This window comes from Pseudomonas sp. DCB_AW, assembly GCF_026240895.1.
Lineage (GTDB): Bacteria > Pseudomonadota > Gammaproteobacteria > Pseudomonadales > Pseudomonadaceae > Aquipseudomonas > Aquipseudomonas kermanshahensis.
The window spans coordinates 57671-80798 of record NZ_JAPFCE010000021.1 but is presented as its reverse complement, the minus strand read 5'-3'; the positions used below and the strand labels follow the sequence as shown (position 1 = coordinate 80798).

General features: G+C 63.1%; 21 protein-coding genes. 14 read left to right on the top strand and 7 right to left on the bottom strand.

The window, feature by feature from the left end:
* Positions 1-14 precede the first annotated feature (14 nt).
* Positions 15-575 (bottom strand): carboxymuconolactone decarboxylase family protein, encoded by a 561-nt coding sequence (locus tag OO306_RS14220; RefSeq protein WP_099454458.1) that lies wholly within the window; start codon positions 573-575, stop codon positions 15-17.
* 102 nt (positions 576-677) lie between these two features.
* Here OO306_RS14220 and OO306_RS14215 point away from each other — a divergent pair, with 102 nt between their 5' ends.
* Positions 678-1586, top strand: coding sequence for an AraC family transcriptional regulator (locus OO306_RS14215; protein ID WP_265969106.1), 909 nt, complete (start codon positions 678-680; stop codon positions 1584-1586).
* A gap of 154 nt (positions 1587-1740) precedes the next feature.
* Here OO306_RS14215 and OO306_RS14210 read toward each other — a convergent pair whose 3' ends face one another.
* Positions 1741-2280 carry an Rrf2 family transcriptional regulator gene (locus tag OO306_RS14210; RefSeq protein ID WP_265969105.1) on the bottom strand — a complete coding sequence of 180 codons (540 nt, stop codon included), beginning with the start codon at positions 2278-2280 and terminating at the stop codon, positions 1741-1743.
* A 93-nt stretch (positions 2281-2373) separates the two neighbouring features.
* Positions 2374-3753, bottom strand: a complete 1380-nt coding sequence (locus tag OO306_RS14205) for an NAD(P)-binding domain-containing protein (RefSeq protein ID WP_265969104.1) — start codon at positions 3751-3753, stop codon at positions 2374-2376.
* A gap of 586 nt (positions 3754-4339) precedes the next feature.
* On the opposite strand from OO306_RS14205, the gene OO306_RS14200 reads away from it, so the two are divergent.
* Both OO306_RS14200 and OO306_RS14195 read left to right on the top strand, forming a co-directional pair.
* Positions 4340-5542 carry an NAD(P)/FAD-dependent oxidoreductase gene (locus OO306_RS14200; RefSeq protein WP_265969103.1) on the top strand — a complete coding sequence of 401 codons (1203 nt, stop codon included), beginning with the start codon at positions 4340-4342 and terminating at the stop codon, positions 5540-5542.
* Between the two features lie 230 nt (positions 5543-5772).
* Positions 5773-7398 carry a methyl-accepting chemotaxis protein gene (locus OO306_RS14195; protein ID WP_099429060.1) on the top strand — a complete coding sequence of 542 codons (1626 nt, stop codon included), beginning with the start codon at positions 5773-5775 and terminating at the stop codon, positions 7396-7398.
* Between the two features lie 145 nt (positions 7399-7543).
* On the opposite strand, the gene OO306_RS14190 is transcribed toward OO306_RS14195, so the two are convergent.
* A complete protein-coding gene (locus OO306_RS14190; protein ID WP_099453786.1) occupies positions 7544-8947 on the bottom strand; it encodes a cytosine permease in 1404 nt (467 codons plus the stop codon).
* A gap of 317 nt (positions 8948-9264) precedes the next feature.
* Between OO306_RS14190 and OO306_RS14185 the strand changes: the two genes are divergently transcribed.
* The 10 genes from OO306_RS14185 (at position 9265) to OO306_RS14140 (ending at position 18675) form a co-directional block, all read left to right on the top strand.
* Complete coding sequence (locus OO306_RS14185) at positions 9265-9750, top strand: flavin reductase family protein (protein WP_027595379.1); 486 nt, start codon at positions 9265-9267, stop codon at positions 9748-9750.
* A gap of 66 nt (positions 9751-9816) precedes the next feature.
* Positions 9817-10857, top strand: coding sequence for an LLM class flavin-dependent oxidoreductase (locus OO306_RS14180; protein ID WP_027595378.1), 1041 nt, complete (start codon positions 9817-9819; stop codon positions 10855-10857).
* A gap of 334 nt (positions 10858-11191) precedes the next feature.
* A complete protein-coding gene (locus OO306_RS14175; RefSeq protein WP_003256068.1) occupies positions 11192-11788 on the top strand; it encodes an amino acid synthesis family protein in 597 nt (198 codons plus the stop codon).
* Between the two features lie 68 nt (positions 11789-11856).
* On the top strand, positions 11857-12690 hold the full coding sequence (locus OO306_RS14170) for an alpha/beta fold hydrolase (protein ID WP_265969102.1): 834 nt from the start codon (positions 11857-11859) through the stop codon (positions 12688-12690).
* Complete coding sequence (locus OO306_RS14165) at positions 12687-14168, top strand: aldehyde dehydrogenase (RefSeq protein ID WP_027595376.1); 1482 nt, start codon at positions 12687-12689, stop codon at positions 14166-14168. Before OO306_RS14170 ends, OO306_RS14165 begins: the two co-directional genes overlap by 4 nt.
* A 13-nt stretch (positions 14169-14181) precedes the next feature.
* Positions 14182-14667, top strand: a complete 486-nt coding sequence (locus OO306_RS14160) for a flavin reductase family protein (RefSeq protein ID WP_265969101.1) — start codon at positions 14182-14184, stop codon at positions 14665-14667.
* Between the two features lie 195 nt (positions 14668-14862).
* The gene (locus OO306_RS14155; protein WP_016499260.1) at positions 14863-15252 is read left to right on the top strand and encodes a carboxymuconolactone decarboxylase family protein; all 390 of its coding nucleotides are present in this window, start codon (positions 14863-14865) and stop codon (positions 15250-15252) included.
* 89 nt (positions 15253-15341) lie between these two features.
* Entirely contained in the window at positions 15342-16106 is a 765-nt protein-coding gene (locus OO306_RS14150) for a GntR family transcriptional regulator (RefSeq protein WP_033697319.1), read from the top strand.
* A 2-nt stretch (positions 16107-16108) separates the two neighbouring features.
* Positions 16109-16672, top strand: coding sequence for an NUDIX hydrolase (locus OO306_RS14145; protein WP_027595373.1), 564 nt, complete (start codon positions 16109-16111; stop codon positions 16670-16672).
* A 206-nt stretch (positions 16673-16878) separates the two neighbouring features.
* Positions 16879-18675 carry an ATP-binding protein gene (locus OO306_RS14140; protein ID WP_265969100.1) on the top strand — a complete coding sequence of 599 codons (1797 nt, stop codon included), beginning with the start codon at positions 16879-16881 and terminating at the stop codon, positions 18673-18675.
* Between the two features lie 3 nt (positions 18676-18678).
* On the opposite strand, the gene OO306_RS14135 is transcribed toward OO306_RS14140, so the two are convergent.
* The 3 genes from OO306_RS14135 to OO306_RS14125 all read right to left on the bottom strand — a co-directional run bounded on the left by OO306_RS14135 (position 18679) and on the right by OO306_RS14125 (position 22215).
* Positions 18679-20814, bottom strand: a complete 2136-nt coding sequence (locus tag OO306_RS14135; RefSeq protein WP_265969099.1) for a response regulator — start codon at positions 20812-20814, stop codon at positions 18679-18681.
* A gap of 87 nt (positions 20815-20901) precedes the next feature.
* Positions 20902-21534 (bottom strand): LysE family translocator, encoded by a 633-nt coding sequence (locus OO306_RS14130; RefSeq protein WP_265969098.1) that lies wholly within the window; start codon positions 21532-21534, stop codon positions 20902-20904.
* A 66-nt stretch (positions 21535-21600) separates the two neighbouring features.
* A complete protein-coding gene (locus tag OO306_RS14125) occupies positions 21601-22215 on the bottom strand; it encodes a LysE family translocator (RefSeq protein ID WP_265969096.1) in 615 nt (204 codons plus the stop codon).
* Between the two features lie 111 nt (positions 22216-22326).
* Between OO306_RS14125 and OO306_RS14120 the strand changes: the two genes are divergently transcribed.
* Positions 22327-22779 carry an Lrp/AsnC family transcriptional regulator gene (locus OO306_RS14120; protein ID WP_099429055.1) on the top strand — a complete coding sequence of 151 codons (453 nt, stop codon included), beginning with the start codon at positions 22327-22329 and terminating at the stop codon, positions 22777-22779.
* The last annotated feature ends 349 nt before the right edge of the window (positions 22780-23128 follow it).

Below are 23128 nucleotides of genomic sequence, written 5' to 3'. Positions count from 1 at the left end.
GCACCACACGCGGATTACGCAGAAGGCTGCCAGCGGTACTTGCTCAGTTCGTCGTTGAGCGGCGTCTGGGCGAAAACATTAGCAAAGTTGCACAGGGTTGCGAGGCTCACGCCCAGAATCACTTCCAAGGCGTTGCCTTCGCTGAAGCCGGCCTCACGAAATGCCTGGTAGGTGGCCTCGCTGACGTTGCCACGGGTGGCGATGACTTCGCGAGCGAACGCGGCCAGGGTCTCGTAACGGGCATCGGGCAGTTCGCCCCGCGCACGCAGCGCATCGACCACTGCCTGCGGCAGCTTGGCCTTGTTCAGCGCGACTGCAGTGTGGCCGGCGACACAAAAGTCGCAGCCATGCTGGGTGGCGGCAATCAACTGCACCACTTCACGCTCGGCCAAGGTCAGCTCGGACTTGCCGTTGAGCGCCGACACGGTCACGTAGGTTTCCAGCGCTGCCGGGGCGTTGGCCAGCACGCCGAGCAGGTTGGGGATGAAGCCGGAATTTTTCTGGGCATTTTCAAGGAATGGACGGGCCGCTTCCGGGGCGCTCTGCAGAGTGTGTAAAGTAATGCGCGAGGACATGGAGGGGTCTCCTGTGGTGGGTGTCCTTACAGTCTGTTGGTTATAAGAACTACCCTCCATATTCATCAGTCGCCTTTCCTTGCTCCTGAGTCTTTGCATTAGATGATTTCGTCCAGCCACCTTGTCGATTGGTTATTAGAAGGCCTGGAGCTCGACGCCAGCCTGTTTCATGTCGGCCGCTATTGCGGCGGCTGGCATGCCAGCACGCAAGGCATGGGCCGCGCCAGTTTCCACCTGGTCGTGCAGGGCCATTGCTGGCTGCACCTCGATGGCCAGGCCGAGGCAGTGCGGCTGGAAGCTGGGGATGCGGTTTTTTTGCTGCGTGACCTGGCGTATCGGCTGTCCAGTGACCAGAACCCCGTCAGCGCCTGCGCCCAGCCGCGCCAGGCGATGCAGGCTCTGGATGCCACTGCCGGCGATGGCGTGGGGCTGGTGTGCGGGTTCTTTCACTTTCGCCCGGGGCTGTCGTCATTGATCGTGGAAGGCCTGGCCGATTGGATTCTGCTGCGCGCCAACGAGCCCGCCGGGCATGCGGCGCGGGCACTGTTCGGGCTGATCCTGGAAGAATGCGAACGCCTACCGCCGTCGCAGACCTTGCTGGAGCGGCTGACGCATTTGTTGTTCCTGTACGTACTGCGCCAGCAAGTGCATGCCGGGCAGCCCCTCGGCGGGCTGGTGGCGCTGGCCCGGCAGCCGCCATTTGCCGCGTTGCTGGTGCAACTGATCGAACAGCCTGGGCAAGCCTGGACGCTGGAGAGCATGGCCGCGTGCACGGGGCTGTCGCGGTCAGCGTTTTTCAAGCGTTTCAACGAACTGGCCGGGCAGTCACCGGGGCAGGTGCTGCTGGCGTTGCGCATGCGCCATGCGTCCCAGCTGTTGCAAGCAGGCAACACCGTGGAGCAGGTGGGTGCGCAGGTGGGGTATCAGTCGGTGGCGGCGTTTACCCGGGCGTTTGCCAAGGCCGTTGGGGTGCAGCCGGGGGCGTATCGCAGGCAGCATGAGGGGCGTTGATTTGTGTTTGCCTGGTCGGGCCTCTTCGCGGGCAAGCCCGCTCCCACAGGGACGGCACTGCCCTCAGGTTTTGTGCAGTTCCTGGGCTGTCCTCAGGTTCTGTGCAGTTCCTGTGGGAGCGGGCTTGCCCGCGAAGAGGCCTGGGCAGGTTGACTTAGACCTGACTCACCGGGATATCACCGCCACCCTTGCCATCCCGCCGCTCCCCCATCCATTCATTGACCTGCTGCCCGAACGCGGCAGGCGCCTTGCGCCCCACGCGCCGCGCCAGGTCTAGGATGGTCTGCTGCGCCAGCGCCTCTTCCATGCGCTTTTGCGCGCCCAGCATCACCGCATGAATTGCACAGGTGCCTTCGGTCGCCCAACCCGGTGGTGAGCCATCAAACAGCGTGCAACGCTCGCGAATCTCACGGCAATCGAAGATCTTCTTCGGCCCGTCGATAGCCGTGACGATATCCAGCACGGTGATCTCATCCGACGGCCGCGCCAGGCGGAAACCGCCGCGCACCCCTTCAGTGGCAACCACCAAGCCGGCGCGAGCCAGCTTGGTGAACACCTTGGCCAGGTATTCCTGCGGCAGGCCTTGCAGCGCCGCAAGGTCGCGCACGCTGGACTCGCGCGTGTCTCCGCGCTCATCCACCAAGTACAGCAGGCAATGGATGCCATATTCGACGCCAGCACTGTACAGCGACATATCAATCTCCGACCAACTTTGTCGCAATAATACGCCGATAGCGCCAGCGCCGAAAGCATTCCCTTGTTTGAAGCGATAGAAAACCGGTGGCGCCTACCCGCGCAGCACCTTCACCTCACCTTGTTTGCCGTCCGTTTCGCGCAAGTACTCCTGCAGCGAGTCGTCCATCGCCTGCATCCAGCGGGTATGGTGGGGCACCGCTTTGGTGCCGGTGATCACCGAGCGATACGACTTGTCGCGATAACCCATGATGTCGTGCTTCTTGTCGGTCTTCCATTGCAGGAAGATGCGGTTCACCGCCTCGATATCGAAGCTTGGGTAATCCGTCTGCTCGATCAGGTGCCTGATGTATCGGCCTTGGAATTCGTACATCGAGGCCGTGGTTTCCAGGCCCAGCTCATCCTCGCGCCAGCGCTCGCTGTCGGCATGCATGGCGGCCTTGGCAGGCAACGTGATGCGCCCCAGCATGTAGTCGCGTGCAAACCATGCTTGTGCGTCGAACAGGTTGAAGCTGTACCAGAGGTCCTGCATGCCCAGGTAAATCAGCTGCGGGTTTTGCTCCCATACCACGCCTTGGTACAGCCCCGCAGGCCACAGGCGGTTGTTGGTCTTGAGGGTGAGTTCGTCCGGCAGGAACGGGAAGTGATGCTGGTAACCGGTGCACAGGATGATCGCATCGACGCGCTTGTTCGACCCGTCGGCGAAGAATGCCAGGTCGTTCTCGACCCGGACCAGTTGCGGGCGTTCTTCCCAGCCCTTGGGCCACTTGTAGCCCATCGGTTGCGTGCGGTAGGCCGTGGTGATCGAGCGTGCACCGTACTTGTAGCACTGCGAGCCGATGTCCTCGGCCGAATAGCTGCTGCCGACAATGAGCAGGTCCTGGCCGTTGAACTCCATCGCTTCGCGAAAATCGTGGGCGTGCAGGATGCGCCCGGTGAAACGCTCGAAACCTTCGAACTCCGGCACGTGTGGGGTGGAGAAGTGCCCACTGGCCACTACCACATAATCGAACACCTGCTCGATACCAAGCCCTGCGCTGTAGTCGTGGGCGCTAACGGTGAACTCGCGGGTGGTTTCATCGAAGCTGACGTGCTTGACCACGGTATTGAAGCGGATGTAATCGCGCACCCCGGCCTTCTTCACGCGGCCCTGAATATAGTCCCACAGCACTTCGCGCGGCGGGTACGAGGAGATCGGCCGGCCAAAGTGCTCATCGAAGCTGTAGTCGGCAAATTCCAGGCATTCCTTGGGGCCGTTTGACCATAGGTAACGGTACATGCTGCCGTGCACGGGTTCGCCATGCTGGTCGAGGCCGGTGCGCCAGGTGTAGTTCCACATACCGCCCCAGTCGGCTTGCTTCTCGAAGCACACGATTTCAGGCATGGGGGCGCCCTGGGCATGGGCGGATTGGAACGCACGCAATTGTGCAAGGCCGGACGGGCCGGCGCCGATGATAGCGACACGAAGAGTCATAGTGATTCCTGAACAGTTGAACGCTGAAAAAATGCAAAGGCTCCCCAACCCCAAACGGCAAAAGGCCGGGGGTGGTGAAATCCAGGCGTTACGGTGCAGGTGGAGGGACGGGGCGTTTGCGCATCTGGCTAAGCAGGATGTTGACGGGCGGGATCGACAACACGTGGTACAGGCTCGAAAGCGGGGAGCGTGTCATGGGGGTGGGCCCGTATCCATTAGCGCAGGGTGCGTAATGGGGGCCTGAGGGGCGCAAGATACGTGTGATCTCGTACATGGGGGCTGAAATGGCCTCTTTTCTTTATGGTTTCTTTTTTATCTATAACGGATGGGGGTGGGGATATCAAGGATGGCGGCCCTCCCCCCCTGCACCCGAACGACCGCTCGTCGCCAGCAAAATCTTCGTTTCACCGCCAAAAACCCATCAAAACACGGCCTTCCCAGGTTTTGACCGGCGGGTTGCGCCCCTACCTGGGACTAAAAAAAACTTGCAGACGCAAACTACGATCAATACAGTCGTAGTTATTCGAAAGGCACCTGCCGTGTCATCGAAGCCCTTTTCCCTACATGACCGTTGCGGAGCACCTGCATGAAATCCAACATCCTGATCATCGGTGCCGGCTTTGCCGGTGTCTGGAGCGCCCTGAGCGCTGCTCGCCTGCTGGACCAGGCACAACGTGAAGACCTACGTATCAGCGTGCTCGCCCCTCAACCGGAGCTGCGCATTCGCCCACGCTTCTACGAAGCGGATGTGCATGGCATGAAGGCGCCGTTGGGCGAGCTGTTCGAGGCCGTGGGCGTGCACTTCATCCCTGGCAACGCCGACAGCATCGACGCCGACTGGCGCAGCGTGAGCTACACCGATGCCCAGGGGCAGCCCCAGCAAATCCACTACGACCGCCTGATCCTCGCCGCCGGCAGCCAGGTGGCGCGCCCGGCTGTACCAGGCCTTGTCGAACACAGCTTCGATGTCGACCAGATGGAGTCGGCCGTGCGCCTGGAACAGCACCTGCTGGGGCTGGCCGCCCTGCCCGCCTCCCCGGCGCGTAACACGGTCGTGGTTTGTGGTGGCGGATTCACCGGCATCGAAACGGCAACCGAAATGCCCGCACGCTTGCGCGCCCTGCTCGGTGACGGCAGTGCGGTGCGTGTGCTGGTGGTCGACCGTGGCGCCCGTGTCGGCGCGGCGTTGGGCGCGGGCATCACCCCATCGATCGAGGCCGCCTCCGCTCAGGCAGGTGTCGAATGGCTGACCGGTACCTCGGTGGTGGCCGTCGATGCCGGCGGCGTCACCCTGGACAACGGCGAGTACATCGCCAGCAGCACGGTGATCTGGACCGCAGGGGTCAAGGCCAGCCCCTTGACCGCACAGGTCGCCGGCGAGCGTGACGCCACAGGCCGCCTGCGGGTCGACGACCACCTGAAAGTGATTGGCCAGGCGCATATCTATGCCACCGGCGACACCGCCTGGGCCGCTGTCGATGAGCTGGGCAACCACGCCCTGATGACCTGCCAGCACGCCATCCCCATGGGCCGTCACTGCGGCAACAATGCCGCTGCCGACCTGCTGGGCATCGACCCGGTCATCTATCGCCAGCCCAAATACGTCACCTGCCTGGACCTCGGCGACTGGGGTGCGGCCTACAGCGAGGGCTGGGCGCGAGAGCTGAAGTTGCACGGCCAGGAAGGTAAGGCACTCAAGCGCCAGATCAACTCGGTGTGGATCTACCCACCCGCCGCAGACCGGGCACTGGCGCTGGCCGCTGCCGACCCGCTGATCCCGATCGTCTGACACCTGAAAGCGGATAAATCCGTCAAAAAACGACGGATTTGTCCGCACATGTCGTTACATTGAATGACTGGTCAATAATGATGTCTATATGCCATCATTTAAATAAAACATTTCCGAGGGTGAGGCACACACACTAAATCCGCAGCGCATCGAGAGCTGGCACCACCCCCGGTGACCCGGCCTTCCGTCCATGCTCTTGACGCCTGCACGCCACCGTCAAGGAGCATTCCATGCAGTTACGGAATATGAAGATCGGCATTCGCGCAGCCAGCGTATTCGCCCTGTTGGGCGCACTGGTGCTGGGCATGGGCCTGATCGCCCTCTACGAGACCCGGCAAATGGACACGGCCACGGACGAGATCCGTGTCACCTGGTTGCCCGCCGTGGTCGCACTCAGTGAAATCAGCAGCAACCTCGGCCGGGCCCGCGCCGTGACGCTGCGCGCGGCGCTGGATGACAATGACAGCGAGCGCGCACGTAACCTCGAGATGCTCAAAGGCATCAACGTGCAGCTCAAGGATGGCCTCCAGGACTACGACAGCACCATCATCGCCGCCGACGACCGCGCCTTGTTCAATGCCTTCAGCACTGCCCACCAACAGTACGTCGACCTGCAGGCGCAGGTGCTCGACGACATCGCCGCCGGGCACATTGACCAGGCCAGGCAGAAAATCAACGGCCCGCTCACCCTGCACGCCGACAGCATGATGAAAGCCATGGCGGCACTGATCGCCTACAACAGCAAAGGCGCTGAAGTGGCTTCGCAGCGTAGCAGCGATGTCGCGGACCAAGCGTTGACCGCCATCATCGGTTCACTGCTGGTGATCATGCTCGCGCTGGCAGCCATCGCCACGGTGTTGACCCGCAGCATCGTCGTGCCCCTGGCCGACGCTGTGGCCGTGGCCGAGCGCGTGGCCACCGGCGACCTGACCCGCGAAATTCGCGTGATCGGCCGCGACGAACCGGCGCAACTGCTGCGCGCCTTGAGCCGCATGCAAGACAGCCTGCGCGACACCCTGCGCAAGATTGCCGCATCGTCCGACCAACTGGCCTCGGCCTCGGAAGAGCTGCACACCGTCACCGAGGACACCAGCCGCGGCCTGCACCAGCAAAGTGCGGAGATCGACCAGGCCGCTACCGCTGTCAACCAGATGACCGCCGCCGTGGAAGAAGTGGCGAACAACGCGGTGAGTACCGCAGACGCGTCCAAAGGCGCCGACCGCACCACCCGCGACGGTCGCGACCAGGTCAACCAGGCCTTGGCGTCGATCCAGCACCTGGTCGACGACGTGACCGGTACCTCGGCCGAGATCGAACTGCTGGCCAACAACGCCAACGAGATCAGCCGCGTGCTCGATGTGATCGGCGCGATCGCCGGGCAAACCAACCTGTTGGCGCTCAATGCCGCCATCGAGGCAGCACGGGCCGGTGAGGCAGGCCGTGGCTTTGCGGTAGTCGCCGACGAGGTGCGCGCACTGGCCCACCGCACTCAGCAGTCCACGGCAGAAATCGAGCAGATGATCGTGGGTATCCAGACCGGCACCGAGCGCGCGGTAAGCGCCATGCACAGCAGCCAAGGGCGTGCCACGGGCACACTGGAAGTGGCCCAGTCTGCAGGCCAGGCACTTGAGGTGATTGCCGAAGCGATTGCCTCGATCAACCAACGCAACTTGGTGATCGCCAGTGCGTCGGAGGAACAGGCGCAGGTGGCGCGGGAGGTAGACCGTAACCTGGTGAATATTCGCGACCTGGCGATGCAGACGTCGGCGGGTGCGAATCAGACCAGTGCGGCGGCGCAAGACCTGTCGCGGTTGGCAGTGGACCTGAATGGGATGGTTGCCCAGTTCAAGGTTTGACTCAAGATAGCTGGGGCTGCTTTGCAGCCCATCGCGGGGCAAGCCCGCTCCTACAGGCAGGACGCCAGCCTTGAGGTCAGCTCACAGCTCTGTGGGAGCGGGCTTGCCCCGCGAAGGGGCCACACAGCGGCCCCAGTTTTGATCATCAGTCGTTCACGCTGACAGCCCGCGCACTGTTAACACTCTGCCCGCGCGTCGCCAGGCAGTAATACAGCGGCACCGTCACCAGCAACCCGATCAGCCAGGACAAATCAGCCCCTTCGACGATGTTCGAATACGGCCCCACATACAGCGCCGTATTGGCAAACGGCAGCTGCACCACGATCCCGCACGCATAGGCAATGATCGCGTGGTGGTTGAAGCGCCCATAAATGCCGCCGTCGGCACTGAAGATCGACGCGATGTCGTACTGGCCCTTCTTGATCAGGTAGAAGTCGATCAGGTTGATCGACGCCCACGGCACCAACACCAGCAACAGCGCCAGGATCAAGCCGATGAACTGGCCAATGAAGTCCGCCGACGCATTCAGCGCCACCAGGCCGCAGCCCACCAGAATCACCGAGGCCAGGATCACCCGCACCTTGATGCTCGGCGTCCACTTGGCAAAGAAGGTCTGGATGGCCGTGACGATCGACAACACCGCGCCATACAGGTTGAGCGCGTTGTGGCTGATGATGTTGAGCAGGAACAACACCATCAGGATCGGGCCGAGCCAGCCGGTGGCTTGCTTGACGGCGTCCATCGCGTCCGTGCCTTCCGGTACGCACAACACCGCCACCGCACCAAAGCTGAAGCACAGGATGGTGCCCAGCGTGGCACCGAAATAGGTGGCCCAGAACGGCTTGGCGATGCCGACTTCCTTAGGCAGGTAGCGTGAGTAGTCGGAGGTGTACGGCGAGAAGCTGATCTGCCAGATGGTGCCCAGCGACACCGTGGCGATGAAGCCCGACAAATTGAATGCACCGCGGCTGAAGAAGTCGGCCGGCAGCTCTTGGATGAACATCATGATGAACCCGGCCAGCAGCGCCGACCCCATCACCCAGGTACCGATACGGTTGAGGATATGGATGAAGCGGTAGCCAATCACGCCAATGGCCGTCGCGCTGAGGGCGCCGATGACGATGGCACCAGGCATCGGCACGCTCGGGGCGATACCGTGGATGGTCTTGCCCGCCAGCACGATGTTGGAAATGAAGAAGCCCACATAGATCAGCGCCGTGAAGAACACGATCAGCAGGGCGCCATAACGGCCGAACTGGCCGCGGCTCTGGACCATCTGTGGAATGCCCAGCTGCGGTCCCTGCGCAGAGGCCAGGGCGATGACAACGCCCCCGAGCAGGTGGCCCAGCACGATAGCGACAAGCCCCCACACCAGGTTCAGGTGGAACACCTGCACCACCATGGCACCCGTGACGATGGGCAGGGGCGCAATGTTAGTGCTGAACCAGAGGGTGAACAGGTCGCGCGCCTTCCCATGGCGCTCGGCAGGTGGAACGTAATCGACCGTGTGATTCTCGACAAACTGGTGTTGCGATGACGGTTGGGACATGGTTTTCAGCTCGAAAGGTCGTTTTTATCTTTGTAAGGAAACCGCGTCTAGGCGGCCTCTCAGCTGCGGACCATATTATGGTATTCCAAACTTTTGACAACACTGATTCGGCTTAAAAAACCCTAACTGATCCGGTTCAGCACCTGACGCTGGGGCATTGAAGTTCCGCCAAGCCCCCTATCCATGCGGCTTTGCGCCATTCATCGTGATTTTGCTACGGCGGAAAATTCCGCTTGCAAATCGAGTATTACGGTATACCATCAGACACATCAACGATAAAAACCGCGGACCACCGCAGCCCTTCTGAGGTACATGAGATGATCGACGCAACCGTCTACAAGAACGTCCTGGGCTCCTTCCCGTCCGGCGTTACCGTCATCACCACCCTGGACGACGACGGCTCGATCGTCGGCCTTACCGCCAGCGCCTTCTCCTCCCTGTCGATGGACCCGCCGCTGGTGCTGTTCTGCCCCAACTACAGCTCCGACTCCTACCCTGTGCTGATCAAGCAGAAGCGCTTCGCCATTCACCTGCTTTCTGGTGAACAGCAAGCCGAAGCCTACGCGTTCGCCAAAAAAGGCAAAGACAAAGCCACCGGCATCGAGTGGTCCCTGAGTGCGCTGGGCAACCCGCTGCTGGCCAATGCCACCGCCATCATCGAATGCGAACTGTGGCGTGAATATGAAGGTGGCGACCACGCCATCATGGTCGGCAAGGTGCACAACCTGATCGTCCCCGAGCAAGCCCCGCAGCCGATGATCTACTGCCGCGGCAAGATGGCCAGCCTGCCCGCCTTCGCCTGAAGCACCTAGCCTTATTACTGACGCCTGGTGCGCCAGGCGAGACTTTCAAGCTCCGAGGAAAGCCCCATGAAATTTTCGTTGTTCGTACACATGGAACGTTGGGATGAACAGGTCAGCCACCGCCAGCTGTTCGAAGACCTGACCGAACTGACCCTGATGGCCGAGAACGGCGGTTTCAGCACCGTGTGGATCGGCGAACACCACGCCATGGAGTACACCATTTCGCCAAGCCCGATGCCGCTGCTGGCCTACCTCGCCGCGCGCACCGAGAAGATCCGCCTGGGCGCCGGCACCATCATCGCGCCGTTCTGGAACCCGATCCGCGTGGCAGGCGAATGCGCCCTGCTCGACGTGATCAGCAACGGCCGCATGGAAGTGGGCTTGGCGCGCGGCGCCTATCAGTTCGAATTCGACCGCATGGCCAATGGCATGCCTGCCACCGACGGCGGCAAGGCCCTGCGTGAAATGGTCCCGGTGGTGCGCAAACTGTGGGAAGGCGACTACGCCCACGACGGCGAGGTGTACAAGTTCCCCACCTCCACCAGCGTGCCGAAACCGTTCAACGCTACACCGCCGATGTGGATCGCCGCCCGCGACCCAGACTCGCACAACTTCGCCGTGGCCAACGGCTGCAACGTCATGGTCACCCCACTGATGAAGGGTGACGAAGAAGTGCTGGACCTGAAAAACAAGTTCCAGGCGGCCCTGGACAACAACCCGGATGTGCCACGTCCACAATTGATGGTGCTGCGCCACACCCACGTGCACAGCCCATCCGAGCCTGAAGGCTGGAAGGTCGGCGCCCAGGCCATCTCGCGCTTCTACCGCACTTTCGACGCCTGGTTCGGCAACAAGACTGTGCCGGTCAACGGCTTCCTGGAGCCGAGCCCGGAATCGAAGTTTGCCGAAGTGCCGGCGTTCCAGCTGGAAAACATCCGCAAGAACACCATGATCGGCACACCCGAAGAAATCATCGCGCGCATCAAGTACTACCAAGAGCTCGGCGTCGACGAGTTCAGCTTCTGGTGCGACAACAGCTTGCCCCACGCCGAGAAGAAAAAGTCGCTCGAGCTGTTCATCAAGGAAGTGGTGCCGGCGTTCGCCTGAATTCCCTTTGCCTGAAGTAGTCGCGGGATCAGCCCGCTCCCGGGGGCCCTTGCGGCCCGCGTGAGCGGGCTTTTTTTGAAGTTCAGTGACAGCCTGCACCGGCCCATTCGCGGGTAAACCCGCTCCCACAGGTTCCCCACAGCTTTCAAGGCCTGCGCGGTACCTGTGGGAGCGGGTTCACCCGCGAAGAGGCCAGTACAGACACCACAAGATTCAAGGGATCAGCCCACCTTTCGTCCCCTGGCAATAGAAATTTCCAGACACCTATTGCACAACAAATATTATGGTATACCATCAGACAACAAGAGCTGATAACCCTCACCAGGAGCCACCCATGAGTTTCGAAATCCGCAAGATCGTCACCTACTCCGAAGAGACCCGCATCGAAGGCGGCAAGGCCACCGACAAACCGGTGACCATGGTCGGCCTGGCCGTGGTGATCAAGAACCCGTGGGCGGGTCGTGGTTTTGTAGAAGATCTGAAGCCGGAAATCCGTGCCAACTGCTCCGAGCTGGGCGCACTGATGGTCGAGCGCCTGACCGCCGCCATTGGCGGTGCCGACAAGATCGAAGCCTACGGTAAAGCCGCTGTGGTCGGCGCCGACGGCGAAATCGAACACGCCTCTGCCGTGATCCACACCCTGCGTTTCGGCAACCATTACCGCGAAGCGGTACAGGCCAAGAGCTACCTGAGCTTCACCAACAAGCGCGGCGGCCCAGGCACCTCGATCCAGATCCCGATGATGCAGAAGGACGACGAAGGCCTGCGTTCGCACTACATCACCCTTGAAATGCAGATCGAAGACGCCCCGCGTGCCGACGAAATCGTCGTGGTCCTGGGCGCTGCCGACGGCGGTCGTCTGCACCCGCGCATTGGCAACCGCTACATCGACCTGGAAGAACTGGCTGCCGAAAAAGCCAACGCTCAATAACAACAACCAAGACGGGCCGGGGCGTGGCGTGCTTACCCGCCGCGCCCGACCTTCAAGGAGCGCCCTCCATGATTCAGCCTGTCGCTGAACGTACACCGGCCGGGACCAGTTACCTGGACCAAGGCCAGGGCCAACCCGTGGTGCTGATCCACGGTGTGGGCCTGAACAAGGAAATGTGGGGCGGTCAGTTCGTTGGCCTGGCCAACGACTACCGCGTCATCGCTTACGACATGCTCGGCCACGGCCAGAGCGCGTTGCCAGCCGCCGACACCGGCCTGGAAGGCTACGCCGCCCAGCTCGTCGAACTGCTCGACCACCTGCAGATTCCCCAGGCCACCGTGATTGGCTTCTCCATGGGCGGCCTGGTGGCACGTGCCTTCGCCCTCAACTACCCGCACAGGCTCTCTGCGCTGGTGGTGCTCAACAGCGTGTTCAACCGCACCCCCGAGCAGAGTGCCGGCGTTATCGCCCGCGCCGCCCAGGCGGCGGAGCTCGGCCCCGACGCCAACGTCGACGCCGCCCTCGACCGCTGGTTCAGCCGTGAATACAAGGCTGCCAACCCGGCGCAGGTCGCCGCCATTCGCCAGGTGCTGGCGAGCAACGACCCGCAGGGCTACCACACTACTTATTCACTGTTCGCCACCCAGGACATGTACCGCGCCAGCGACCTGGGCAGCATTCAGGTGCCGACGCTGATCGCCACCGGCGAACTCGATTCGGGCTCCACCCCGGCCATGACCCGCCAGCTCGCCGCCAGCATCCCTGGGGCGCACAGTGTGGTCCTCGCCGAGCAACGGCATATGATGCCGGTGGAAGCACCGCGTGAAGTCAACAAGATGCTGTTGGACTTCCTCAAGCAAGCCCGCACCCTCACCGAATCCGCCAAGGGGATTGTTGCATGACCCTCGTACGTTTCCAGATGTGCATCGACGGCCAATGGCTCGATGCCCAGAGCGGCAAGACTTTCGACAGCCTCAACCCGGCCACCGCGCAAGCCTGGGCGCAACTGCCCGACGCCGACGAAGCCGATGTGGAGCTGGCCGTGCAGGCCGCCCAGCGTGCCTTCGAAAGCCCTGCCTGGCGCAGCATCACCGCCACGGCGCGCGGCAAACTGCTGCGCCGGCTGGGCGACCTGATCACCGAGAACAAAGAGCACCTGGCCCAGCTGGAAAGCCGTGATAACGGCAAGCTGATCCGCGAAACCCGCGGCCAGGTCGGTTACCTGCCCGAGTTCTTCCACTACACCGCAGGCCTGGCCGATAAGCTCGAAGGCGGCACCCTGCCGCTGGACAAGCCAGACCTGTTCGCCTACACCGTGCACGAGCCGATTGGCGTGGTCGCCGGGATCATCCCGTGGAACAGCCCGCTGTACCTGACGGCCATCAAGCTGGCCCCGGCCCTCGCCGCTGGCAACACCATCGTGCTCAAACCGTCCGAACACGCCTCGGCGACCATCCTCGAGCTGGCTCGCCTGGCCCTTGAAGCCGGCTTCCCGCCGGGTGTGGTCAACGTGGTCACCGGCTATGGCCCTAGCACCGGCGCGGCCCTGACTCGCCACCCGCTGGTACGCAAGATCGCCTTCACCGGCGGCGCCGCCACGGCCCGCCATGTGGTGCGCAGCAGCGCCGAGAACTTCGCCAAGCTGTCGCTGGAGCTGGGCGGCAAGTCGCCAAACATCATCTTCGCCGACGCCGACCTGGACAGCGCCATCAACGGCGCCGTGGCCGGCATTTATGCCGCCTCCGGGCAAAGTTGCGTGGCCGGTTCACGCCTGCTGGTACAGGACGAGATCTTCGACGAATTCGTCAGCCGCCTGGTCGAGCGCGCCAAGCGCATCCGCATCGGCAACCCACAGGACGACGCCAGCGAAATGGGCCCGATGGCCACCGCCCAGCAACTGGCCGTGGTCGAAGGCCTGGTCGCTGCGGCCAAGGCCGAAGGCGCCAAGCTGCACCTGGGGGGCAAGCGAGCCGAGGTCGAGGGTGACGGCTGGTTCTACGAACCCACCCTGTTCGAGTGCGACAGCAACTCGATGACCATCATGCAGGAAGAGGTGTTCGGCCCCGTTGCCGCGGTCATTCGTTTCAAGACCGAAGAAGAGGCCCTGGCCATTGCCAACGACTCGCAGTTCGGCCTGGCGGCCGGCATCTGGACCCGCGACCTGGGCCGCGCCCACCGCCTGGCCCGTGACGTACGCTCGGGCATCATCTGGGTCAACACCTACCGCGCGGTGTCGGCCATGGCGCCCATCGGTGGCTTCAAGAACAGCGGCTACGGCCGTGAGAGCGGCATCGATTCGGTGCTGGCCTATACCGAGCTGAAGACCGTGTGGATCAACCTGTCCACCGCGCCGATGCCCGACCCGTTTGTGATGCGTTAAGAGGTAGCACGAGATGATCGAACCAGGCATCTACAAAGACGTGATGGGCTCCTTCCCGTCCGGCGTTACGGTGGTCACCACCCTGGACGCCGACGGCGGCATCGTCGGTATCACCGCCAGCGCGTTCAGCGCGCTGTCGATCGAGCCGGCACTGGTGCTGTTCTGCCCCAACTACGCCTCCGACACGTACCCGATCCTGCGTGACAGCAAGCGGTTCGCCATTCACCTGCTGTCTGCCGAGCAAACCGCCGAGGCGTATGCCTTTGCCGGCAAGGGCAAGGAAAAGGCCAAGGGCATCGACTGGCACCTGAGCGAGTTGGGCAACCCGTTGCTGGCCAAGGCCACGGCGATCATCGAGTGCGAACTGTGGCGCGAGTATGACGGCGGTGACCACGCGATCATCGTCGGCGCGGTGAAAAACCTGGTGTTGCCGGCAGATCCGGTCACCCCGATGGTCTACCACAAAGGCAAGCTGGGCGCCCTGCCCCCGCTGGGCTGATAGACCTTAGAGCCGGCGGTAGCTTTTTCGCGGGCAAGCCCGCTCCCACAGGGATCGCGCAGATCCCAAGTTCAGTGCAGTACCTGTGGGAGCGGGCTTGCCCGCGAAGAAGCCACCGCCGATAACCCTGTTTTTAGGGGCCGCGCTACCCTCTCACCCTCGGTTGCGGCCCCTGTTTTGATTCGGAGCTGGTCAATGAGCAACGAAAAGTACGAGAAAGGCCTGCAGATCCGCACCCAAGTGCTGGGCGAGGACTACGTCAACCGTTCGATCCAGAATGCCGACGAATTCACCAAGCCCCTGCAAGAGCTGGTCACCGAGTATTGCTGGGGCCATGTCTGGGGCCGCGAAGGCTTGTCGCTCAAAGAGCGCAGCATGATAAACTTGGCCATGATTTCCGCGCTCAACCGGCCCCACGAACTCAAGCTGCACATCCGCGGCGCATTGCGTAATGGCCTGAGCCGAGAACAGATTCGCGAGATCCTGCTCCAAGTCGGCATTTATTGCGGCGTACCCGCGGCGGTGGACAGTTTCCGCCTGGCCCGCGAAGCGTTCGCCGAAGCCGATGCGGAGTCAACCCGTTAACAACGGGCTGTTCGAACCACCGTAAGGAGCAGCGCCCGGTTCGGCGTGCTCCGCGGGTTGGCGCAACAGCCTCATAAAGAGCGCACCTGATGAAACGCCAGCCACTCGACGACAGCTTCAAGGTCAACCGCAACCCCGTTACCCTGCGCGAAATCGTGCTCGACAAGCTGCGCGCCGCGATCATGAACTTCCACTTGCTGCCAGGTGACCGCCTGGTGGAGCGCGACCTTTGCGACCGCCTCGGGGTCAGCCGCACCTCTGTACGTGAAGCCCTGCGCCACCTCGAATCCGAAGGCCTGGTCGAGTTCGCCGACGCCAAAGGCCCGCGCGTGGCCATCATTACCCTGGAAGATGCCCGCGATATCTACGAGCTGCGCTGCGTGCTCGAAGGCCTGATCGTCCAGCTGTTCACCCTCAATGCCAAGGCCAAGGACATTCGCGCCCTGGAGCGCGCGTTGGAGGTCAACCGCGAAGCCCTGGAAGAAGGCGAGCTGCAACAGGTGCTCGACTCGGTGCAAGGCTTTTACGATGTGCTGCTGGAAGGCTCCGGCAACCAGGTTGCCGCCCAACAGCTGCGCCAATTGCAGGCCCGCATCAGCTACCTGCGCGCCACCTCGGTGTCGCAAGAAAACCGCCGCGGTGCCAGCAACCGGGAGATGGAAAAGATCGTCGAGGCGATCAAGGGCGGTGACCCACTGGTCGCCCACCAAGCCTCGGTCGATCACGTCCGCGCCGCCGCCAAGGTGGCCCTGGACTACCTGCGCCAGAAGCAGGATGACAACACCAAGGTGCGCGACATGGTCGAGCCCCTGGCCCTCAAAGAGCCACGTATAGAACCCCGCATAGGCCGCTGACCATGCCCAACGCCCCGCGCTACTGCCCGCACTGCACCACGGAACTGGCCCGGGGCGTTCCTACAGGCGACACCCACGAACGCCTGCATTGCACCGGCTGCGGCTACATCCACTACATCAACCCGAAAATCATTGCCGGCTGCATCATCGAGCGCGATGGCAAGTATTTGCTGTGCCAGCGGGCCATTCCACCCCGCCCTGGCACCTGGACCTTGCCCGCCGGGTTCATGGAAGCGGGCGAGACCACCGAGCAGGCGGCGTTGCGCGAGGTGTGGGAAGAAAGCGGCGTGCACGCCGAAATCGTCTCGCCCTACTCGATTTTCAGCGTGGCCAAGATCAGCGAGGTGTACATCATCTTCCGCGCCATCGCCACGCAGGAGACCGGCCAGTTCGGCCCGGAAACACTGGCCTACAAGTTTTTCGAGCCGGACGAAATCCCCTGGGACGAGATCTACTACCCGGCCATCCGGCAGATTCTCGAGCGTTATATCCTGGAACGCCAGGCCGGGGTGTACGGCATCTACATGGGCAATGACGATACCGGCAAGGTGCATTTCATTCGTTGAGCCAGCGCGATTCGGTAGGAGCAGCCTTGTGCTGCGAAGAAGCCGGGGATAACAGCGGAGATCTTCGCTGCTGTCACTGGCCTCTTCGCAGCACAAGGCTGCTCCTACACGCGAAGAGGCCCGCACAGACGACATAAAGCCCTCGCCAATTCGCTATTCTCGGTGCACCCTTATCCTCCCAGGCAAAAAGGACCGGCAGAGCGCATATGGCGAAATGGCTAGACGGCGGCGGGCTGATGGCCGAACGCATCCGCCAGCACGATTGGACCCACAGCCCACTGGGCCCGCTCGAGGCCTGGCCGAGCGCGCTCAAGACCTCGGTGGCCTTGTGCCTGGCCTCGCGCTTCCCACAGGCCGTGTTATGGGGCAGCGAGCTGATCACCCTGTACAACGACGCCTTCACGCAAATCCTCGGCAGCAAGCCCCTGGCCCTGGGCCGGCCGTTCAGTGAAGTGTGGCAGGAGGCCTGGAGCGAAATCAGCGCCATGGCCGAACGCGCCATGGCCGGTGAGGCGGTCTACATCGAAGACTTTCCCTTGGTCATCGACCGCAACGGTGCCCCCGAACGCGCCTACTTCACCTTCTGCTACAGCCCGATCCGCGGCGAAGACGGCACGGTACTGGGCATGCTCGACACGGTGACCGAAACCACCACCAGCGTGGTCAACAGCCAGCGCCTGAACTTTCTTGACGGCCTGGGCCGCGAAGTGGCCAATGCCACCGACCCCGAGCGGATCATGGCGATCACCACCCGCATGCTGGTGGAACACCTGCAACTGTCCAGTTGCGCCTACGCGGTGATGGACCCCGACCAGGACGGCTTCAACATCTGCGGCGACAGCGTCGCCCCCGGCTCACCGCGGCTGATCGGCCAATACCGCCTGGCCGACTTCGGTCGCCTGGCAGTCAGCCGACTGCGCGCAGGCGAACCGCTGGTGATCAATGACAACCTCAGCGAACTGGCCGCCGATGAAGCCGCGACGTTCCAGGCCATCGGCATCACCGCGACCATCTGCATGCCGCTGATCAAGGACGGTCGCCTGACCGCCCTGATGGCTATTCACGACAAGGCGCCCCGGGTATGGACGGGCTATGAACTGCGCCTGATCCGCGAAGTCACCGAACGCTGCTGGTCGCATATCCAACGGGTGCAGGCCCACGCCGAAGTGCGTGAAGCCCTGGCCGCGCTGGAGGCGCTCAACGCCTCCCTGGAGCACCGCGTCGAAGAGCGCACCACCCAGCTGCTGCACACCGAAGCCGTGCTGCGCCAGGCACAGAAGCTCGAGGCCATCGGCCAGTTGACTGGCGGTGTGGCACACGACTTCAACAACCTGCTGACCATCATCCGCTCGTCATTGCACTTTTTGCAGCGTCCCAACCTGGACGAAGCACGCCGCGAGCGCTACCTCAAAACCATTGCCGACACCGTCGAACGCGGCGCCAAGTTGACCGGCCAACTGCTCGCTTTCGCCCGTCGGCAGGCCTTGAGCCCACAAGTGTTCGAGGCCGGGCCGCGGCTGCAGGCCATGGCCGATATGCTCGATACCGCTACCGGTGCACGGGTTCAGGTGGAAATCGAACTGCCAGAGGCGCCTTGCCATATCCGCGCCGACCTCAGCCAACTCGAAACCGCGATCATCAACCTGATGCTCAACGGCCGCGACGCCATGGCCGGGGAAGGCACCTTGCGCCTGCGCCTTCAGGCCAACCAACGCCTGCCCGGCCTGCGTGGGCAGGCCGCGCAAGCCGGGCCCTTTGCAGCCATCTCGGTAGTGGACAGCGGTGTCGGCATCGCCACCGAGCTGCTCGATCGCATCTTCGACCCCTTCTTCACCACCAAAGCGCCCGGTGAAGGCACCGGGCTTGGCCTGTCCCAGGTGTTCGGCTTTGCCAAGCAGTCCGAAGGCGATGTAGAGGTGATCAGCGTCGAAGGCCAGGGCACGACGTTTACCCTGTACCTGCCGCAACAAGCGCCCTCCGCCGGCCCTGAGGCTTCTGAATAGCGGCTACCGTTGCGCGGCCATTAACCGCGCCACACTCTGTGCCAGCTCGGCACGCCGGTACGGCTTGCGCAGCACTTCGAAGCCTTTGAGTTCGCGCGGTGTCAGGTTGGCATAGCCGGTAATGATCAGCACCGGCAGGTTGGCCTGGCGCTGGCGCATCTGCTGGGCGAAGCGCACGCCGGTCATCTCGGCCATCACATGGTCGGTCACCAGCACATCCGGTACTAGCCCCCGCTCTACCAGCTGCAAGGCCGCCGCCGCACTCTCGGCCTCGATCACTTCGTAGCCGAGGTCGCGCAGTTGCAGCGCTGTGGCATGGCGTACGATCGCTTCGTCATCGACCAACAGCACGTGGTTCTTCCGGCCGGCCAATGGCGCTTCGGCTGTATCGCTGTCGCGGCAGCTTGCCGCCACATCGCTGGTCGGCAGCCACAAGGTCGCCTCGGTGCCCTCACCTGGCCACGAACGAAGGGTAAAACCGCCGCCCGACTGCACGGCCAAGCCCTGCACCATCGGCAGGCCTAGGCCGGTGCCTTTGCCCACCGCCTTGGTCGAGTAGAAGGGCTCGAAGCAGCGGCGCAGTTGTTCAGCGTCCATCCCACAGCCACTGTCGCGCACCTGTAGCCAGGCCAGCCGCGCCGCGGCCACACCATCCGGCCTCGGCGGGCCGTTTGCATCGATACCGGCGACGATACTCAACTCGCCGCCGTCAGCCATCGCGTCACGGCCATTGACCACCAGGTTGAGCAAGGCCAGCTCCAGTTGATGAGGGTCGGCCACCACGGCCGGTAGCGCCGGGTCGACCTGCACGTGCACGGTAATGGTCGGCCCCAGGGAACGGGCGATCAGCTCACGCATGTCTTCCACCAGCGCCGCCAGAGACACGGCTTGGGGTTTAAGGGTTTGCCGGCGGGCGAAACTGAGCAGCCGACCGACCAGGTTGCGCGCCCGCTCGGCAGCCTGCAGGCCGCCGTCGATCAGCCTGGGGGCACGCTCGGACTGTGGGTTGCGGCGCATCAATTCGAACGAGGCAATGATCGGCGTGAGCATGTTGTTGAGGTCATGGGCGATGCCGCCGGTCAATTGCCCGATCATTTCCAGCTTGTGGGCTTCGTGCAGCTGCAGCATCGCCGATTCGCGCTGAGCCAGGGCCGACGCCACGCGCTCCTCCAGGCTTTCGTTGAGCAGGTGCAGCGCGCGCTCGGCCCTGGCATGGGTAATCGCCGCCCACGCTTGCTTGGCGCTCTCTTCCACCAGCTGGCATTCGTCTTCAGGGCACAGGTGCGGGGTATGGAAATGCACACTCAGGGTGGTCTCCAGCCGGCCAGCGCGCAGGACCGGCACATGCAAGCTGTGAGGCTGCTGCACCACCTGCCCCGCTGCCAGTTGCTCGCGCAACGAAGCACCGAAGCTCGCGTAGGCATGCTGGCCGACGAACGAGGGCAAGCCCTCGGACCAGTCATGTGCTACCTGGAAGTTGCTGCCGTCGCCTTGGTCTTCACCAAAGTAGACCCGTGCCGCGCCGAGTCGCCGTGCCAGCCGACTTACCGCGAACGCTTCGATCCGCTCTGCATCCCCCAGCGCGGGTAATGCACGGCCCAGTTCCAGCAAAAAGGCCTGGCGCTGCTGGAAGCGTACGCGCTCGGTAGTCTCGGTCACCAGGCACAGCACGCCGCCAACGCTGCCGTCAGCCTCGCGCACGGCGGAATAGGACACATCGAAATAGGCCGTTTCACCCACGCCGTGGCGCTCGATGTAGAAAGGGCGATCCTTGGCCGAGAAGGTCTGGCCGCTCTCGCGCACACCGCGCAGCAACGGCTCCAGGTCGTCCCACAGCTCGCTCCAGTTTTCCTGGGCCGGCCGCCCCAATGCCTGGGGGTGCTTGGTGCCAATGCTCGGCGCATAGGCATCGTTGTACAACGCCACGTAGGCCGGCCCCCAGAACAGCACGCACTGCGCTTGCGCCGGCAGCAGCGTGCCCATGACCGTCTGCAGGTGCGGCGACCAGGTGTGGGGTGGGCCCACCGGCGAGCCGCGCCAGTCCATCGACTGGAGCAGGCTGCCGACGCTACCGCCGTTGAGCAGAAAGCCCAACGGTGGATTGCCCGCGTCGGTGGGGGGTTGTTGAAGCGATCTCATGTCAGGGAAGTCCCGGGCACATTGCCATCCATCTGATGGATAGGAGGCCTGCAAGTACCCGTTCGTTCCCTTGCTTTCAGACGTTTTTCAACGGCGCCCTTCAGCCAGCATGCGCAAGGCCAACCCGGCCAGCACAGTGCCCATCAACCAGCGCTGAACGCGCTGCCACAGGGGCCGCCCGCCTAAGAACACGGCGATGGAGCCAGCCATCACCGCGATCAAGGCATTGACCGAAACGCTGATGGCGATTTGCGTAGACCCGAGCACCAGCGACTGCACCAACACGCTGCCGTGCCCGGGCTCGATGAACTGCGGCATCAACGACAGGTACATGACGGCGATCTTCGGGTTCAGCAGGCTGGTGGCAAAGCCCATGGTGAACAGCCGCCGCGGGCTGTCCGCTGGCAGGTCGCGGACCTGGAATGGCGAGTTGCCGCCAGGCCGAAGCGCCTGCCAGGCCAGGTACAACAGGTACAGTGCGCCACCGATGCGCAGCACGTCGTAGGCAAACGGCACCGCCATGACCAGCGCGCTGATGCCCAGTGCAGCGCAGAGCATATAGATGACGAAGCCCAAGGCCACACCACCGAGGGAAATCAACCCCGCATTTCGGCCCTGGCAGATCGACCGGGAAATCAGGTAGATCATGTTCGGGCCGGGCGTCAGCACCATACCTAGGCAGATCAATGCGAAGGTCAGCAGTTGGGCGGTTTCGGGCATGGGGCACATCCTGGTTGTGCGAAAAGTAGCGGCGAGTGTATCCGAGCGGCGTCAGCGCCGGTAGCGTCAGCCCAACTGCCCGGCAATCAGCCCCAAGGCCACGGCGATCATCGCCACGCCCGACACCCGCCCGACCATCTTCGCCGCCCCTGGCCGGGTGCTCAAGACGGCCTTGGCGCCGTACCCCACCAGCGAATAGATCACCAGCGAGCTGCACAGATGCACCAGCCCCAGCAGCAGGATCTGCACCGGCACCGGCCAGCTTGACTGCGGGTCGGTGAATTGCGGCAGCAAGGCCAGGAACAGCAGAAACACCTTGGGGTTGAGCCCGCTCACGCAAAAGCCTTTGAAGGCCCAGCGTGAACCGCTATCGCCAACACCGCCCTGCCCGGCTTCCGGCACCGCCGGGCTGAGCAGCAGGTTGCCGCCCAGCCACAGCAGGTAGGTACAACCCGCCAAGGTCAGCAACATCAACGCCAACGGGTGCCCCGCCAACAGGCTGCCCACGCCGGCCGCCACCACCAGCGTCGCAAGGAAGTGCCCCGACAACATGCCCGCCACCGCAGGCATCACCCAGCGGCCACGCATGCCCGCCGAGATGGCGTAGGCCCAGTCGGCACCAGGGGTAATCACGAACAGCAACGACACGGCCCAGAACGCCGTCAGCACACTGATTGCCACTTGAATCTTCCTTATGTCTTGGCTTGGTATGCAGAAAGATTACGGATTCCTTCGGGGCATTTTCTTTCGTATATTCCCCGCCATCGCACATATGCTAGAAGATTCTTCTCAATGGACAGAACTGATCGAAAAATCCTTGCCGAGCTGCAAAAAGATGGTCGCTTGTCGGTGACCGAGTTGGCGGATCGCGTGGGTCTGAGCCTGTCGCCCTGTCATCGCCGGCTGAAGGCGCTGGAGGAATCGGGCGCTATCCTCGGCTACCACGCGCGCCTGGCGCCGACTGCACTGGGGCTGAACTTCGCCGCGCTGGTGTTCGTCACCCTGCGCGAGGTGACGCGCCAGCCGGTGGCGGACTTCGAGGCAGCGTTGGCCGAAATCCCCCAGATCGTCGAGGCGCAGCGGCTGTTCGGCGACCCGGACTACCTGCTGCACGTGGTGGCCAAGGACCTGCCGGCGTTTCAGAAGCTGTATGACGAACACCTGACCAGCATTCCCAACGTGAAGCGGTTGAGTTCGACGTTGGTGATGAAGGAAGTGATCCAGGACCGGCTGTTGCCGATGTAGCTGTGCAGGCCTGCTCTGGCCTCTTCGCGGGCAAGCCCGCTCCCACACCGACCGCGTTATGCCCCTATTTACAGGGCATGCGCGAACATTGTGGGAGCGGCCTTGTGCCGCGATGGGCCGCAAAGCGGCCCCAATACAGGCGATGGATAAGTTAAGTGAACAGCATTACGGCACAGGCGGACTATTATCTGCACTGAAAACGCGCACCGCGCACCAGCCCGGTTCCCGGCCCATTCACCCGGAGGGCGCCAACCCCCCCAGGCCCCGGCCTTCCAGCGGTATGGCCCGCTCCTTGCTACCACTCGTCCCTTAACCTTTTGTCAGCCTTAGGTTTTTTAAGGTTTATGGG

Coding starts and splice junctions, on each gene's coding strand:
- OO306_RS14220 (WP_099454458.1), bottom strand. CDS start 575: ATGTCCTCGCGCATTACTTTACACACTCTGCAGAGCGCCCCGGAAGCG.
- OO306_RS14195 (WP_099429060.1), top strand. CDS start 5,773: ATGCAGTTACGGAATATGAAGATCGGCATTCGCGCAGCCAGCGTATTC.
- OO306_RS14210 (WP_265969105.1), bottom strand. CDS start 2,280: ATGTCGCTGTACAGTGCTGGCGTCGAATATGGCATCCATTGCCTGCTG.
- OO306_RS14145 (WP_027595373.1), top strand. CDS start 16,109: ATGCCCAACGCCCCGCGCTACTGCCCGCACTGCACCACGGAACTGGCC.
- OO306_RS14190 (WP_099453786.1), bottom strand. CDS start 8,947: ATGTCCCAACCGTCATCGCAACACCAGTTTGTCGAGAATCACACGGTC.
- OO306_RS14175 (WP_003256068.1), top strand. CDS start 11,192: ATGAGTTTCGAAATCCGCAAGATCGTCACCTACTCCGAAGAGACCCGC.
- OO306_RS14120 (WP_099429055.1), top strand. CDS start 22,327: ATGGACAGAACTGATCGAAAAATCCTTGCCGAGCTGCAAAAAGATGGT.
- OO306_RS14215 (WP_265969106.1), top strand. CDS start 678: ATGATTTCGTCCAGCCACCTTGTCGATTGGTTATTAGAAGGCCTGGAG.
- OO306_RS14140 (WP_265969100.1), top strand. CDS start 16,879: ATGGCGAAATGGCTAGACGGCGGCGGGCTGATGGCCGAACGCATCCGC.
- OO306_RS14205 (WP_265969104.1), bottom strand. CDS start 3,753: ATGACTCTTCGTGTCGCTATCATCGGCGCCGGCCCGTCCGGCCTTGCA.
- OO306_RS14185 (WP_027595379.1), top strand. CDS start 9,265: ATGATCGACGCAACCGTCTACAAGAACGTCCTGGGCTCCTTCCCGTCC.
- OO306_RS14160 (WP_265969101.1), top strand. CDS start 14,182: ATGATCGAACCAGGCATCTACAAAGACGTGATGGGCTCCTTCCCGTCC.
- OO306_RS14200 (WP_265969103.1), top strand. CDS start 4,340: ATGAAATCCAACATCCTGATCATCGGTGCCGGCTTTGCCGGTGTCTGG.
- OO306_RS14135 (WP_265969099.1), bottom strand. CDS start 20,814: ATGAGATCGCTTCAACAACCCCCCACCGACGCGGGCAATCCACCGTTG.
- OO306_RS14150 (WP_033697319.1), top strand. CDS start 15,342: ATGAAACGCCAGCCACTCGACGACAGCTTCAAGGTCAACCGCAACCCC.
- OO306_RS14180 (WP_027595378.1), top strand. CDS start 9,817: ATGAAATTTTCGTTGTTCGTACACATGGAACGTTGGGATGAACAGGTC.
- OO306_RS14170 (WP_265969102.1), top strand. CDS start 11,857: ATGATTCAGCCTGTCGCTGAACGTACACCGGCCGGGACCAGTTACCTG.
- OO306_RS14130 (WP_265969098.1), bottom strand. CDS start 21,534: ATGCCCGAAACCGCCCAACTGCTGACCTTCGCATTGATCTGCCTAGGT.
- OO306_RS14155 (WP_016499260.1), top strand. CDS start 14,863: ATGAGCAACGAAAAGTACGAGAAAGGCCTGCAGATCCGCACCCAAGTG.
- OO306_RS14165 (WP_027595376.1), top strand. CDS start 12,687: ATGACCCTCGTACGTTTCCAGATGTGCATCGACGGCCAATGGCTCGAT.